The sequence below is a fragment of the Bacillus sp. Brlt_9 genome, assembly GCF_051948935.1.
In the GTDB taxonomy this organism is placed as follows: domain Bacteria; phylum Bacillota; class Bacilli; order Bacillales; family Bacillaceae_G; genus Bacillus_A.
In genome coordinates this window covers 1,178,853-1,193,359 of sequence record NZ_JAYJLO010000001.1, presented here as the reverse complement: position 1 = coordinate 1,193,359, position 14,507 = coordinate 1,178,853, and the positions used below count along the sequence as shown (strand labels likewise).

General features: G+C 34.4%; 12 protein-coding genes and 1 pseudogene. 3 read left to right on the top strand and 10 right to left on the bottom strand.

Going from position 1 to position 14,507, the window contains the following annotated elements; all coding sequences use genetic code 11:
- Window positions 1–15: 15 nt before the first annotated feature.
- The 5 genes from VF726_RS06075 to VF726_RS06055 form a co-directional block, all read right to left on the bottom strand.
- Window positions 16–909 carry an isochorismatase family protein gene (locus VF726_RS06075; protein ID WP_440166644.1) on the bottom strand — a complete coding sequence of 298 codons (894 nt, stop codon included), beginning with the start codon at window positions 907–909 and terminating at the stop codon, window positions 16–18.
- A gap of 29 nt (window positions 910–938) precedes the next feature.
- On the bottom strand, window positions 939–2,555 hold the full coding sequence (locus VF726_RS06070) for a (2,3-dihydroxybenzoyl)adenylate synthase (protein WP_440166642.1): 1,617 nt from the start codon (window positions 2,553–2,555) through the stop codon (window positions 939–941).
- An 11-nt stretch (window positions 2,556–2,566) separates the two neighbouring features.
- Window positions 2,567–3,766 carry an isochorismate synthase DhbC gene (gene dhbC / locus VF726_RS06065; protein WP_440166640.1) on the bottom strand — a complete coding sequence of 400 codons (1,200 nt, stop codon included), beginning with the start codon at window positions 3,764–3,766 and terminating at the stop codon, window positions 2,567–2,569.
- Between the two features lie 26 nt (window positions 3,767–3,792).
- Window positions 3,793–4,563 (bottom strand): 2,3-dihydro-2,3-dihydroxybenzoate dehydrogenase, encoded by a 771-nt coding sequence (gene dhbA, locus VF726_RS06060; protein ID WP_440166638.1) that lies wholly within the window; start codon window positions 4,561–4,563, stop codon window positions 3,793–3,795.
- Between the two features lie 635 nt (window positions 4,564–5,198).
- Entirely contained in the window at window positions 5,199–6,401 is a 1,203-nt protein-coding gene (locus VF726_RS06055) for an L-lactate MFS transporter (protein ID WP_440166636.1), read from the bottom strand.
- Between the two features lie 478 nt (window positions 6,402–6,879).
- On the opposite strand from VF726_RS06055, the gene VF726_RS06050 reads away from it, so the two are divergent.
- Window positions 6,880–7,065: a YkvS family protein gene (locus VF726_RS06050; protein ID WP_440166634.1), complete on the top strand. Its 186-nt coding sequence runs from the start codon at window positions 6,880–6,882 to the stop codon at window positions 7,063–7,065.
- Between the two features lie 210 nt (window positions 7,066–7,275).
- On the opposite strand, the gene VF726_RS06045 is transcribed toward VF726_RS06050, so the two are convergent.
- Window positions 7,276–7,575 carry an ArsR/SmtB family transcription factor gene (locus tag VF726_RS06045; RefSeq protein ID WP_000214798.1) on the bottom strand — a complete coding sequence of 100 codons (300 nt, stop codon included), beginning with the start codon at window positions 7,573–7,575 and terminating at the stop codon, window positions 7,276–7,278.
- A 330-nt stretch (window positions 7,576–7,905) separates the two neighbouring features.
- Between VF726_RS06045 and VF726_RS06040 the strand changes: the two are divergent.
- Window positions 7,906–8,107, top strand: a pseudogene (locus tag VF726_RS06040) (hypothetical protein).
- Window positions 8,108–8,200: 93 nt separating this feature from the next.
- Here the strand turns inward: VF726_RS06040 and VF726_RS06035 are convergent.
- The 4 genes from VF726_RS06035 to VF726_RS06020 all read right to left on the bottom strand — a co-directional run bounded on the left by VF726_RS06035 (window position 8,201) and on the right by VF726_RS06020 (window position 13,140).
- Entirely contained in the window at window positions 8,201–11,290 is a 3,090-nt protein-coding gene (locus tag VF726_RS06035; RefSeq protein ID WP_440166631.1) for an AAA family ATPase, read from the bottom strand.
- The gene (locus VF726_RS06030; RefSeq protein ID WP_440166629.1) at window positions 11,287–12,444 is read right to left on the bottom strand and encodes an exonuclease SbcCD subunit D; all 1,158 of its coding nucleotides are present in this window, start codon (window positions 12,442–12,444) and stop codon (window positions 11,287–11,289) included. The genes VF726_RS06035 and VF726_RS06030 overlap by 4 nt, the downstream gene beginning before the upstream one ends.
- A 15-nt stretch (window positions 12,445–12,459) precedes the next feature.
- A complete protein-coding gene (locus VF726_RS06025; RefSeq protein WP_000667351.1) occupies window positions 12,460–12,699 on the bottom strand; it encodes a DUF2584 family protein in 240 nt (79 codons plus the stop codon).
- 183 nt (window positions 12,700–12,882) lie between these two features.
- Window positions 12,883–13,140 carry a hypothetical protein gene (locus tag VF726_RS06020; RefSeq protein WP_440166627.1) on the bottom strand — a complete coding sequence of 86 codons (258 nt, stop codon included), beginning with the start codon at window positions 13,138–13,140 and terminating at the stop codon, window positions 12,883–12,885.
- A 306-nt stretch (window positions 13,141–13,446) separates the two neighbouring features.
- Between VF726_RS06020 and VF726_RS06015 the strand changes: the two genes are divergently transcribed.
- A complete protein-coding gene (locus VF726_RS06015) occupies window positions 13,447–14,502 on the top strand; it encodes an enoyl-CoA hydratase/isomerase family protein (protein ID WP_440166625.1) in 1,056 nt (351 codons plus the stop codon).
- Window positions 14,503–14,507: the final 5 nt, after the last annotated feature.

Sequence of the window (14,507 nt, the reverse complement as noted above, 5' to 3'; positions counted from 1 at the left end):
ATTATGTAGTCTATATTAAAGTACATGTTCTGTTTGCGGAGATAATAAGCGGTACCACTCAACAATGGTTGGGTTCTCTGCTAAATCCGCAAAAGTGATTTCTTTCCCTTCGCGACGCCACTTCTCCACTAAACTCATAATTCTGACCGAATCAAGTCCTCTATTTAATAAATCTTCATCAGTCTCAACACTTTCTACTGGTTCACGAAGTAATTGAGCAACTAGTTCATGTACTTCCTGTAAAGTGATCCCTTCACTCTTATCGCCTTTTACATTTTTTAAATCTTTTAACAGTAAGTTGGTTGATGTCGTTACTGCACATCTATTAGATGCATACTCTAACGCTTGTTTATGATGCTCTAATGAAAAATCAGCAACTGCATCTGCTACAAAGAACGGTTCTATACCATCCATAAACGCTTCACAAGCTGTTAAAAGGCAGCCAATATGCGCATAAATACCGCAAATAATGAGTTGATCTCTTCCTTGTTCATTTAAAATATCTAATAGATTTGTCTTTTTAAATGCACTATATCTCCATTTTGTTAAGAATATATCATTCTCATCAGGAGTAAGTTCATCAACAATTTTCTTTTTATCTGGTCCAGCAGGAATACCATCACCCCAGAAGTCTTGTAATAATCCGCGTTGTTCTAGTGTTTGTCCACCTGGCTGTGCTGTATAAACAACTGGTATACCAAGTTCCTTACATTTTTCTCTTATTACCTTAATATTTGAAATGAGTTCTACTTTTGGTGATTCTTTATCGCTATATGCATCAAGAAAATATTCTTGCATGTCATGGATTAAAAGAACCGCACGTTTTGGATCTGGCGTCCAGTTCACTTTATTTTTTGGTAGTTCGGATTCAACTGGCATTTTATATACTGAAATAGATGGGATAGCCATCTAATCACTTCCTTCCAATTTTTATATTTTTATCGTTTTACCGTAATAAGTTTTTTAGCAATGACTTTACGTAATTCTTTTTTGCTTACTTTTCCAACACCTGTTTGCGGGAATGAATCAATAAATTCAATTCGATCTGGAATCTTATATGCTGCTATACCGCGTTCTCTTAAAAACATTTTCAATTCACTTACTGCTGGAGCTTGTCCGCGTGCTATTACAAATGCACAAGTCCGTTCTCCTAAATAATCATCAGGCATAGATACAATTGCTGCATCATGTACTGCATCATGTGCTAATAGATGGTTTTCAACTTCTTCCGCAGCAACTTTCTCACCACCACGGTTAATTTGATCTTTATCTCTTCCTTCTACTATGATATAACCTTGTTCATTTACTTTTACAAGATCTCCTGTACGATAAAATCCATCCTTTGTAAATGATCTAGCATTATGCTCTGCTGCTTTATAATAACCACGAATTGTATAGGGCCCTCGTGTTAATAAACTACCTACTTCTCCAGGTTTTACATCGTTATCATTTTCATCAACGACCCTTACTTCATCAAATGTAGACATCGGTCTACCTTGCGTATGAATAATGATTTCTTCAGGATCATTTAATCTTGTGTAATTTACTAACCCTTCTGCCATACCGAACACTTGCTGTAATATACAACCAAATGTAGGGCGTATACGTTTCGCAACCTCAGCGCTAAATTTCGCACCACCTACTTGAATCACCTCTAGGCTCGATAAATCATTATTACGAGAAGATGCAGCATCAAGCCATATCATTGCTAATGGCGGTACGAGAGCAGTAATCGTAACTTTTTCTTTTTCAATAAGTGCAAATGCCTCATCTGGACTACCTCCAGTTGCGAGCACAACTTTTCCACCCGCATAAAAAGTTCCAAATGTCCCAGGAGAGCTCATCGGGTAATTATGTGCTACTGGAAGGACTGCCATATAGACGCTATCCCTATTCAAATTACAAATTTCAGCACTAACACGTAAACTGTAAATATAATCATCATGCGTTCTAGGAATTAATTTAGAAAGTCCTGTTGTCCCTCCTGATAATTGGAGAAACGCAACATCACTTGGCTGAACGTCTGGTAATAAAACGGGATCCATATACAGATCATTTATGTTAAGAAACTCTTCTTCTTCTCCCGCTACAATTACATGTTGTAAAGTTGGCACATTCTCTTTCACTTCTCTTGCTAGTTTTCGATAATCAAAGCCGAGAGCCTTATCTGAAATAACGTAAGCACTCGCCTCACCAAACTCACAAAAATAACTAATTTCACTGCTTCGATGTGAAGGTAGTGCAAAAACAGGAAGTGCCCCAATTCGAAATAGCGCAAAACATACTTCGAAAAACTCGATAACGTTAGGTAGCTGGATTACAACTCGATCCTCTTGTTTTAATCCTAAATTCAGTAATCCTGAAGCTAAGCGATCTACTTTTTTATCAAGCTCACTATATGTTATATGTGCATTACCACTTACAACCGCAATTTGATCTCCATATTTTTCAGCACGCTCCCTTAACACTTCGCCAAATGTTTCACCTAGCCAACATTCTTCCTCTCGATAGTGATCGGCAAATTCTTTTGGCCATCCCGTATAACCTGTTATCATTCTTTCTCCCCCTATTCTTCATTCAATGAGTTATCATTCAAACCTAAAGCTTTCAGCATCGTTTGGAATTTAGCTGAAGTTTCTGCTAACTCATCTTCTGGTTTTGACTCAGCTACAACTCCCGCTCCTGCAAATAATCGAAGTGTATTTTCTTGCACTTCCGCACAGCGAATTGTAACAATCCATTCACCGTCCCCATTTAAATCGCTCCACCCTAGCATTCCTGTAAAGAATTCACGGTCAAATGGCTCAATTTTTTGAATCGCCTCTCTCGCTTCTTCCATCGGCGTTCCGCAAACTGCTGGCGTAGGATGAAGAGCAATTGCTAATTCTAAAGAAGTAGTATTTGGATCCTTTAGTTCCCCTTTCACTTCAGTAGATAAATGCCACATCGCTTCACTATGAATAACGGATGGCTTTTCTGGAACATGTAATGTATGACAGTACGGACGAAGTGCTGAGGCAACCGCTTCCACTACTACCGCATGTTCATGTAAATCTTTTGGAGAAGAAAGTAATTCCTCTGCCCTTCTTTTATCTTCCACTGGATCATCACTACGTGGTCTTGAACCCGCTAATGGATTAGAAGTAACTTGCATACCATTACGTGAAACGAGTAATTCAGGGCTTGCTCCAATTAATGTCTTACTATCCTCGTTTTCCTCTTTCGGTAAATTCACAGCAAATGTATAACCGTGCTTATTATGCTCTGCTAATTCTCGAAGAAGTTTTTGCTTATCAATCTTTTCGGAAGATTTTACATCTAACGATCTAGATAGAACGATTTTTTTAAAATCACCGTCTTGTATTTTTTGAATTCCTTGCTTCACACCATTCATATACACTCCAGGATCTGGTACAGGCGTCATTTCAAAAGTTAAGTTCTCGTTTGTTTCAAACTGATTTGTTGTTTCCAATTGTAAACGCTCAGAAATTCTGCTATCTTCTGGTATGATAAGTTGAACTTCTTTTCTACGATCAAATGGCAAGGCACCAACAACGATAGGATTCGGATTTCCAGCTTGTTTTGCATTACGTAATAACGCCTGTACTAGTTCTGGAAAACTTTCAATTTCACGATGCTTTACTGTAGTAAACTCTCCTTCTGTCAATATTGTTCGTGTTGGTGAAGCGAAAAAGAATGAAGATTCAGTCTTATATTCTTCTAGTAATTTTTCTGACAGTTCCTTTACAGCCGTAAATTCATTCATAGTATAGTGACCCCCTGAATTTTTTATTAAACGCCTAATGTAGCTCCGCCATCGACACATAAATTATGCATTGTAATATGGCTCGCTTTATCTGAAGCTAAAAACAATACCGCTTCAGCAACTTCTGAAGGCTGTGCAATTTTTTGTAACGGTATACCGAGTCTATATGTACTTTGAGAACCAGCAATTATATTTTTTGCTCCATTCTCATCAGCCCATAGTAACCTTTGCATTTCAGTTTCAGTAGAACCCGGAGAAACTAAGTTACAGCGAATGTTATACGCTGCAAGTTCTAATCCTAAACATTTCATAAACATCGTCGTTGCAGCTTTTGATGCAGCATACGCAGCCATCTCGATTCTCGGGGTATTTGCTGCATTTGAACCAACTGTAACTATTGCCCCTGAATTTCTTTGCATCATACGTTTACTTACTGCTCGGGACATATAGAAAACGCCTGTAGAATTTACAGAGAATGTTTTATTCCAATCTTCATCACTTAAAGAGTGAATCGCTCCCATACGTAAAACCCCAGCAACATTTACTAATATATCTATTGGCGCTATATCATTTTCAATATCATTTACCATCTGTTCAACTGTGGTACTATCGCTCACATCTAAACGAAACGTTTTCATACGTGTTTCATTTAAGAGCTCGTTTAACCCCTCTTCATTTTGATCAACCGCAATAACTGTAGCTCCTCTTTCTAAAAACATTTTGGCAACAACACTGCCTATACCTTGGGCTGCACCTGTAACCAAAACCGTTTTCCCATCAAATTCCCCTAAGTTCATTTCCTCTATCCTTTCATTTGAAAATTAATCTAATTAAACAAATAATGATAATGATTATCATTATCGATGTAAAAAATAATACACTTACTAAACTAATTGGTCAAGTGTACTTTTCATCAAATTATTATTTATTGATAATGTTTTTCATTTAATATTGTTACAACGAAATGATAATCTTTCTCAATAAACTTGTCAACCTATTTTTATTTTTCAGATAAAATATTTTAGTGCTTCTCCAAACAATCACATCTAAAAGCATTACTAAGTACTTACATTAAAAATTTAATTCATACTCGTCTTTTTAAAATTGAAGAAGATTAAGTGTAGATGCATTCATTTATAAAGGCTTACCAAAAATTTAAGTATATATTTTCTCAACATTTTTCTGAAAATACCGGAAAAATATATCTTGCAATTAATGATGTATGTCGTGTTTATAATTTAAGATTTAATAAATAGTTCGAATATAATGTATCATTTTTAATATTCCAATATAATCCAAATAGATATTTCACTCATTTTTTTGTCTCAAAAAATTCCAAAGATTATATTACCTATTTAAAATAACTCAAAAAAAGCACCCTATTTAGCAGGATGCTTTTTTGTAATCATAGTGTAATAGAAAATTTATACCCTTATGCTACGCTGCGATACTCTTCTTCCTGTTCTTTTGTCTGCTTAGGTGCTTGAATTACAATCGCGATAATAAATGATACGACACATAAAACACCGATTACCATGAATGTCGGCTTGAATCCACCTAGAAGTGCACCGATAAAGGAACCTGCAAGTGCTCCAAATCCAAATCCTTGATACACAATACCGTAGTTCTTACTATGGTTTTTCATACCGAAGAAATCACCAACGATAGCTGGGAAAATAGTGATATTTCCACCAAAGCAAAACGCTACACTTGCTACACATACGAAGTAGATACCATAATTTAAATCTACGAAACTTAAAACTAAGACTGAACTCGCCATAACAACAAAAGTACCAGTAACGATTTTTAAACGGCCGATTTTATCTGATAACGGTCCTAGAATGATACGACCTAATGTATTGAAGATGGCAACCATAGCAACCGCATTAGCTGCTGTTGCTGCGCTAAGACCTACAAGTTGAACACCAATGTCTTTTACCATACCAATTAAGTATAAACCACTCATACATGATGTAAATAACATAATAAATAATAAGTATACTTGTTTTGTACGTAACATTTCTTTCGTTGTATATTCATGTGTTTTTGTTTCATGAACTGCACCTTGATCAGCAGCTTGATGGATTAAACAAGCTCCAAGGACAATCATAGCTGTAACAATTAAACCCCAGTATATAAATGCTTGTGATACACCAACTGTTTCAATCAACTGTGCGTTAACATATTTAAAGATTAAGCTACCCGAACCATACGCAGAGACAGAAATACCAGCTATTAAACCTTTACGCTCTGGAAACCACTTTATTAAATTGGATAATGAAGTAATATATGCTGTACCATCTGCATAACCTACAACAACTCCTGCTAGTACATAAAGCAATATTAACGAAGAAGCTTGTGAACTAAGTACTAATCCTAGTCCTAATGCTAACCCAGCTATCATAATAAGCTTACGAAGTCCCCATTTTTCTTGCAATTTACTCGCAAATAAAGTTGAAAATGCTAAGGAAAGACTCGTAATTGAGAAAGTTATAGCAACCGCGTTAAGACTCCAACCGTATTTACTAACTAAAGGCTGATTAAATAAACTCCATGTATATATCGTTCCAAGTCCCATTTGAACTATGACTGTACCGAGAACAACAAGCCATGGATTAACATTTGATTTTTTCATACCTTTCCGCCTCCTCTTTCTATTTCAATGCTGTTCGCTAAATTTACTTTTTTTATGTTCATATTGACCACCTCTTTTGATTTAACACCTTCATTGTATAAGATGTTTCCGGTTATGTAAGCACTTACAAGATAGAGCGTCAAAAACATGGAATCAGTTACAGAAAACGAAGGACGAAATACAAAAAAACAATTATTAAATACGTAAGTAGCTATTATAATGTTTTGCATCAATACGACTTACTGCTGTTTTATCATCTTTTTTTATAAAAATTATGTCTTATGTTATACAATTGCTAGATTGCAAGATTTTAATTTTCCAATTAAAATAGAAAAACTTTTTCACACTACGATGTACTTTATTTTTTATAAAACTACAAATTTTTTTTGATAAATAAAACTAAATATTCACTAATATATCTATCCGTGGTTTAATATATATAATAAAAAAATATTTCTGTTTTTAATGAGGAGGTACTATGAAAGCAAACGTAGGGGATACTATACTTTTTCAACGAAATAATTTAAAGATTACAGGAGCTGTACTAAAACTTTATACTGAATCGGTCTTAGTTGAAATTACAAATGTAAGCGGTGGTACTTTTGAATTCGATCGAACAATTGTAAATCATAAAAACTATAAAATTTTAAATGCGAATACATAAAGTGAAACTTTAATCAGTGGGGGTTTTGTTCATCCCCCACTGATTATTAGTTGAACCAATCGGACGTTTACGGACAGCCCGACTCCCACCTAACTTCTTTGCTCCAACTGAATTTTGAGGTGGGAGTTTTACTGTCCGTTAACGCGGGATAAAACAACACAAAATAGCCCCTGCTCATCAGCAGCGGCTATTTTATATGAAAATACTTCATTAGTTTATATATCCTAAAACACTTACAATCTTACTCGCCTTTAAATTATTAATGTGATAATAAATTTCTAATCCTCTTCGCTCAGCTCGTAACACTTTACCTTTCATTTTTGATAAATGTTGTGAAACAGTCGATTGTGGAATATTTAGTAATTCTGTTAATTGTGTTACATTACAAGTTTTTCTCGTACTTAATTCATTTACAATTTGTAAGCGGATTGGGTGCGCCATAATTTTTAAAATATCTACATCTTCTTCTGAAACTAAACTTTTTCTCATCTCACTCGTATATGTTGTCATAAGACATTCCCCTTTTATATGAATTTCTCTTATTTTGATCTATTTCCAAAATATTTAAAACTCTGATGTGAAACCTTTATATAAAAATAATAGAATTTTAAATTTTTGAAAACAGAACGAAATACAATTCACTTTATTTATTTGGTACATATACATAATACAATGTTAATATGTGCTCTATGTGAAGTTAGCATAAATTTATAATGAAGATTTTTCAAATAATTCACATCTAACTATATACTTCCTCAAAACACTATCCAGTGATTTTAACATATTTTAGGCATTTGTATATACTATCTACAAAATAAATGTTGTTTAGGAGAAGTTCAAATGCCAACAATATTACAAGAAGAAGTTGAAGAAGCAAGTGAAACATATGTCAGTCATATCATGGTAGTCAGTGAATCGCTCTATTTTTAGTAGATGGTGTTATATCGGCAATTTCGCCTTTAAAACTTATAATCGCTCGGAAAATACACCGCCTTCTCCAGATAACTTGTGGGTAAATTGTCTAATTCTGAATAACAAATAAATGCCACCTCTATAAAGAAATGGCATTTGTGTTCTATAAGTTCTATACTAGAAAAATTGCAAACAATACTTTGAGAATGAATTATAATTGAACTTACTTCACCACAAACCTCGTCTGACTACACCCATCCTTCTGCTTCGTTACTTCTAATACAGCTGGCATTGCGTTTTTCAGCTCTTGAACGTGTGAGATGACACCGATAAATCGGCCTGATTTTTGTAAGTCAATTAAGGCGTCAACCGCTTTTGTTAATGACTCCTCATCTAATGAACCGAATCCTTCGTCGATAAACATCGTTTCGATGGAAATACCGCCTTCATACGCTTGAATGACGTCTGCCATTCCGAGCGCTAAGCAAAGCGATGCGTTAAATTTCTCACCGCCAGATAATGTTTTTACATCACGTGTTTGGCCAGTGTATGCGTCGTATACATCTAAGCCTAATCCACTTTGACGATTTCTCTTTTCAACTCGTTCGCTTCGTTTTAAATAAAATTGTCCATTTGATAATTTACGTAATCGTTCGTTTGCAATTTGAACAATTTGTTCTAAATACTCTATTAAGATGTAACGTTCAAATGATATACGGCTTTCGTTATCACCTTTCATTACTTCATATAAATCAACAAGTTCTTGGAAAGCTTTTTCTTCCTCATGAATTTGTTCATCAATTCGTCTAATATTTTCATGTAAATCAGAAATATATGTTACCGCAGTTTGCGCACGTTGGCGTTTTTCTTTAATGATATCAAGATTAATTTCTAAATCTTTTATATGTTCACCTAATGCAGTAATATCCATATACTCTTTATCTTTTAATTCAACATGTAACTCTTCAATTTGTTTTGCAAGCACTTCAAGAGATGAATAATAACTTTGAATTTCTTTTTGTAACATATCCATCTGGGCATTACTTAATTTAGCCTCTTTATACGTAATTTGATCTGAAAATCCGCTCTGTTCAAGCTCTTTCATAAAGCGCGTAAAAGTCTCTTCTTTCTTCAATTTTGCACTTTCAAATTGAGTAGAAGCACCTTCCTGTTCTGCTTGAATACGTATATTTTCATTTTGCCAATGTTGATACGCTTCCTGCACTTTCTTCCATTCTTCCTCCATTAACTTGAGTTCCTGCATAGCTTGGTCAAACTGTACTTTCCAAGCTTGGACTGTTTGTAAGTTTTCAGGAATATTTTTCTTATCATGTTCATATGACGTACGAAGCTGCATACACTCTATTTCTATACGGTGCTGCTCTGTTTCTACCTCACGCTTTTGTTTCTGAAGTACATCTACTTTTTCTTCTACGCTTTTTATATACACAGCAGTTTGCTTACGCGTTTCTTCGCTTGTTTTTAACGTATTCACTTCAGTTGCTAATTGTTTTCCCTTTTGAACAAGCGCACTATATGTTTCAGCTAATTCTTCCGAGCGATAGCCTCGCTTCTTAACCTCTTCTATTACCCGTTCATATTGAAGATGATAGAAATTCCATTTCTCCTCTAATTGAACATATAATTTTTCAGCACTATTTTTCTTGTCTCTTAAATCATTTAACACTTTTTCATCGATCGCATCACTTTGCTCTGTAGCTTTTTTCGGATGGTTCGTACTACCACATACTGGACAAGATTCACCATCATGTAAATGAAGAGCTAATATACCAGCTTGTTCACTTAACCAGCGGCGTTCCATATTTTCATATGCATTTACTGCCAAATGCATCTTATTATATGCCGCTTCTTTTTCTTGCTCGAATTTTTGTTTTTCTTGCCAAACATCATATGCTTGCTTTAAAACTTTTGCATCTTCTCGCATATTCGTTAGTTCTTCCACTTTAGTTACATATTGCTCAAGCGCTCGTTCTAACTGTTGTAATTCACCAGACATTAGCTGTTTTTGATTTGTATGCTCTTCTAATTGTCGATCTAAGTTTTGCATACTCTCTTTGAGTTTCCCTACTTGAAGTTCTGCATTTTGTAAATTCAACTGTTTCTCAGCTAATGATGCAATAATCGGTTGTAACTCTTCTAATCTTTGAACAAGTTTTTTTGCATTTTCTCTCTCAGGCTCTTTATTTTTTACTGCTTCATATTTCTCCTGAGCTAGTTCAAAGCTATTCGTTATATTATCTTTTTTGGCGATTATTTGTTTCAACAAACTTTCAGCCTTCTGCTCATTTTGTATTGCTTCTTCGTACCATTGTTCAAATGGTAATAAGCGCTTCGCTTCTTCCGCACGTTTAAAAGATGTTTCTTTCATTTCAATAACTGTACGGTTTTCTTGTAAAGTATTATATTTCTCATTCTTTTGTTGTAAATCTATAAATTTCTCATTTAAAGATTTCGCTGCATGAAAACGTGTTTCAGCATCTTTTAATTGCTTCGTTTGAACTTCTTGTTCTACTTGTAATTGCTCAACTTCTGCCTTATACACATCTGTTTCTTGTTCTAATGCTTCTACTACTTGATGCGTATTTACATGTTCTTGTTCCACTAATGTCTCTAATAATGATCCATCTCGGATTGGTAATTTAAAAACATTACGGAAGTATAACTCTCGCTCTTTCTGTTTTTCTTGTAAGACGTCTTTCCATTGTTTTCGTTTTTGATCAAGTAATTCACGCATTAACTTATAACGATTCGTTTTAAAAATACGACGCAAAATTTCTTCTTTGTTTTCTGTCTCAGATGTTAATAGTTTTCGGAATTCCCCTTGCGGTAACATAACAATTTGGCTAAATTGATGTTTACTTAAACCAATTAAATCTTCCACTTTTTTATTTACATCCGTTACATGAAAACGATCAACGGCTGGAACCTTCTCTTCACCCATCACTTCATATAATTCTACTGCATGTCCCGTAATCGTCTTGTTTCCTTGTTTTTTATGTCCAAGTTGTCGTTTTATTTCATAACGTTTCCCTTTTAGTTGAAAGGTTAGTTCTACACTAGTATACGTATTATCATCAGCAAATTGACTGCGCAGCATGCTCGTATCACTACGTTCTTCTCCACTTGCCTCACCATATAACACATAACAAATTGCATCAAAAATCGTTGTCTTTCCAGCCCCTGTATTACCAGAAATGGCGAAGATACGATGATCTCCAAGATCGTTAAAATCGATTACTTCTTTCTGTTTATATGGCCCAAATGCTGTCATAATAAGCTGAATCGGTCTCATCCTCGTTCACCTTCCCGTTCTTGCACTGTTTGTAGTACCTCTACAAATAGACGTTCTTTCTCTTCTGATAAATCTAAGCCTTTCATTTCTTTATAAAAAGCCTTTAATAGCGATAAATCATCCGTTTTATGTCTTGAAACTGTTACTTCATTTGACTCTGTGAACTCTCGTCTTTGAATAGATCTTTCAACATGCATTGCATTTGGATATACAGAGCGTATTTTTTCCATTGGCTGCAAGACAGGATTTTCATCTAATAATTTTACAAACACGTAATCTTCACTTATTGGATGTTGTAATAATTCATCTATTTTTGCTTCTACTGTTCGCATTTTACGGCGTGGTGTAAGTAACCTTTTTTCAATTGTTACTTCACCTTGCTCGTCTAGTTCTACAATATAATATCCTTTTTTATGTTTTTCTTCAGAAATAGAATATGCAAGTGGCGAACCTGAATATCGAATTGTCTCATTACGTACGAAATGCGCTTGATGTAAATGTCCAAGCGCTGTGTAATGAAACTTATCAAAATAATGACTATTTACGTATTCAGCACCACCAATTGAAAGTGGTCGTTCTGCATCACTTGTATTCTCCTCAGCTTCTCCCGCAGAAGTTACAAATGCATGACCTACAAATATATGTCTAGCTTCTTGATCCATCGTTTCAGAAAGCTCATTCATAAAAATACGCATCGCATCATCATGAGAACGTACGTCTTCATTTTTCAATACATGTCTAACTATGCTTGGATCAGCATATGGAACGAGATGGAAGTGAACCTCACCATGTTCATCATTTAATATAATTGGATCATATGGAAATTGAAATTGCCCCACAATAAATAAACCTTGTTTCTTCATTAAACTACTACCAAAGTGAATACGATCAGGACTATCATGGTTACCTGCAACCGCAATAACTGGTGTTTGTAAATCAATCACTATTTTTTGTAACACATCATTTAATAAGTCTACTGCTTCTGTTGGTGGAATTGCTCGGTCGTATAAATCGCCTGCAATAATTACAGCATCTGGTTTTTCTTCTTCAACAGCTTGTACAAACTGATCTAATACAATCTTTTGATCTTCAGTCATATACACGCCATGAACAAGTTTTCCTAAATGCCAATCCGCTGTATGAAATAACTTCATATTTTCTTTCTCCTTTTAATTTACTGATTTAAGTGATACGAGTTGATAGTTTATTGTAGTTTTTCCGTTCTCCCACTCTAACTTTTGTATCATTGCACTACCAATTCTTTCTTCATTTGATTTATATAAAGGTAATATTTCTTGAACTGTAAATAAGTGATAACCATCCAATGTTAATTGAAATATATTTTCTTCTATATGTAATCTTACTTCTTTTTCATTTGAAATAATTTTTGTATGCATCTCAAATTTCATGATAGATACAACCCCTTTTTCTAATCTCTACATTATTAATAGTATATTGGCAGTGCAAGATTGACAAGTAAATACACGGTGAAGTGCTTACTTTTCTATTGCTATATGTTTTCTATTTTTACATAAAATACGGTATGTGAAATTTTATTAGATTCAAAAATAAAAATGCCTCTTGCGACATCTTTATTTTTGTATAAAGTCTTTCATTACATAATATAAAACTGTAATGAAAACGATCGCTACAAAAAATGAAAATACTGCGACAATGTACCCATCCTTATTTAATAGAAGACAAAAAGAAATAGATATGATAAAAATCGGAAATACAAGTCGTACTTTATCCTTCACTTCCTCTGTCGTATCTGTATGATGAAAATACTGAGTTATTCCTATCATTAAAGAAGACAAAATAATCACCGACAATAGTAAAGGTACTGGCATTCCGATTTCTCCTTTCTCTATTTCTAATGAAAAGCAATTTTTCTTTCATCGTAATACTCTTTTTGAAGTGATTATACACAGTTTACACATATATAATAGCGTGTTTATTATGATAACTTCAAATAATTACAATTACAGTAATGTTGTAATATTCATTTTCAACCTCCAAAATCCTGCAAATATAACTCGTCAAAATATGCGGTGTACAAATTAACACGTACCGCCAACTTTAGACAAATTTTATAAAGGACATTTCAGTACGTATCAAGAATTAAGAATAAGAAGATATGTAAGGGAGGATGAATTATGACTGAACACGTTTTATTTTCTGTTAGTGAAAACGGAGTTGCATCAATTACTTTAAACCGCCCAAAAGCACTTAATTCTTTATCTTATGACATGTTGCAACCAATTGGGCAAAAACTGAAAGAGTGGGAACATGATGAGCGAATTGCGCTTATCGTATTAAAAGGCGCTGGTACAAAAGGTTTTTGTGCAGGTGGCGACATTAAAACTCTTTATGAAGCACGTTCAAATGAAGCTGCACTACAGCATGCGGAACGTTTCTTTGAAGAAGAGTATGAAATTGATACATATATTTATCAATATAAAAAACCGATTATCGCTTGTTTAGATGGAATTGTAATGGGCGGTGGTGTCGGTATTACGAATGGTGCGAAATATCGAATTGTAACTGAGCGTACGAAATGGGCAATGCCAGAAATGAATATCGGCTTCTTCCCAGATGTCGGTGCTGCTTATTTCTTAAATAAAGCTCCAGGTTTTGCTGGCCGATATGTTGCTTTAACAGCATCTATTTTAAAAGCTGCTGACGTATTATTTATAAACGCTGCTGATTACTTTATGACATCTGATTCATTACCAAATTTCCTTACTGAACTTGAAAGTGTAAATTGGCATAAAGAAGATGATGTACATACTAATTTAAAAGAAATTATTCGTACATTTGCAACTGCTCCAAACTTAGAAAGCGAGCTTGCTCCTTCATTAGAAGAAATAAATTCTCATTTTGCTTTCGATACAATTGAAGAAATCATCCATTCATTGGAGAAAGACGAAAGTTCCTTTGCTTTAAAAACGAAAGAAACACTATTATCCAAATCCCCTGTTTCATTAAAAGTAACATTAAAACAGTTTATTGATGGAAAAGATAAGTCCGTTGAAGAATGTTTCGCTACCGACCTTGTACTTGCTAAAAATTTCATGAGACATGCAGATTTCTTCGAAGGAGTACGTTCTGTTGTCGTTGATAAAGATCAAAATCCGAATTATAAATATAAGCTGTTAAGTGATGTTTCAGAAGAAGATGTAAATCGATTCTTTAACTTACTGAACGCATAAGTGGT

What these genes read in the sequence shown, in the direction of transcription:
- VF726_RS06075 (WP_440166644.1), bottom strand. Translation starts at nt 909, where the DNA reads ATGGCTATCCCATCTATTTCAGTATATAAAATGCCAGTTGAATCCGAA.
- VF726_RS06070 (WP_440166642.1), bottom strand. Translation starts at nt 2,555, where the DNA reads ATGATAACAGGTTATACGGGATGGCCAAAAGAATTTGCCGATCACTAT.
- dhbC (WP_440166640.1), bottom strand. Translation starts at nt 3,766, where the DNA reads ATGAATGAATTTACGGCTGTAAAGGAACTGTCAGAAAAATTACTAGAA.
- dhbA (WP_440166638.1), bottom strand. Translation starts at nt 4,563, where the DNA reads ATGAACTTAGGGGAATTTGATGGGAAAACGGTTTTGGTTACAGGTGCA.
- VF726_RS06055 (WP_440166636.1), bottom strand. Translation starts at nt 6,401, where the DNA reads ATGAAAAAATCAAATGTTAATCCATGGCTTGTTGTTCTCGGTACAGTC.
- VF726_RS06050 (WP_440166634.1), top strand. Translation starts at nt 6,880, where the DNA reads ATGAAAGCAAACGTAGGGGATACTATACTTTTTCAACGAAATAATTTA.
- VF726_RS06045 (WP_000214798.1), bottom strand. Translation starts at nt 7,575, where the DNA reads ATGACAACATATACGAGTGAGATGAGAAAAAGTTTAGTTTCAGAAGAA.
- VF726_RS06035 (WP_440166631.1), bottom strand. Translation starts at nt 11,290, where the DNA reads ATGAGACCGATTCAGCTTATTATGACAGCATTTGGGCCATATAAACAG.
- VF726_RS06030 (WP_440166629.1), bottom strand. Translation starts at nt 12,444, where the DNA reads ATGAAGTTATTTCATACAGCGGATTGGCATTTAGGAAAACTTGTTCAT.
- VF726_RS06025 (WP_000667351.1), bottom strand. Translation starts at nt 12,699, where the DNA reads ATGAAATTTGAGATGCATACAAAAATTATTTCAAATGAAAAAGAAGTA.
- VF726_RS06020 (WP_440166627.1), bottom strand. Translation starts at nt 13,140, where the DNA reads ATGCCAGTACCTTTACTATTGTCGGTGATTATTTTGTCTTCTTTAATG.
- VF726_RS06015 (WP_440166625.1), top strand. Translation starts at nt 13,447, where the DNA reads ATGACTGAACACGTTTTATTTTCTGTTAGTGAAAACGGAGTTGCATCA.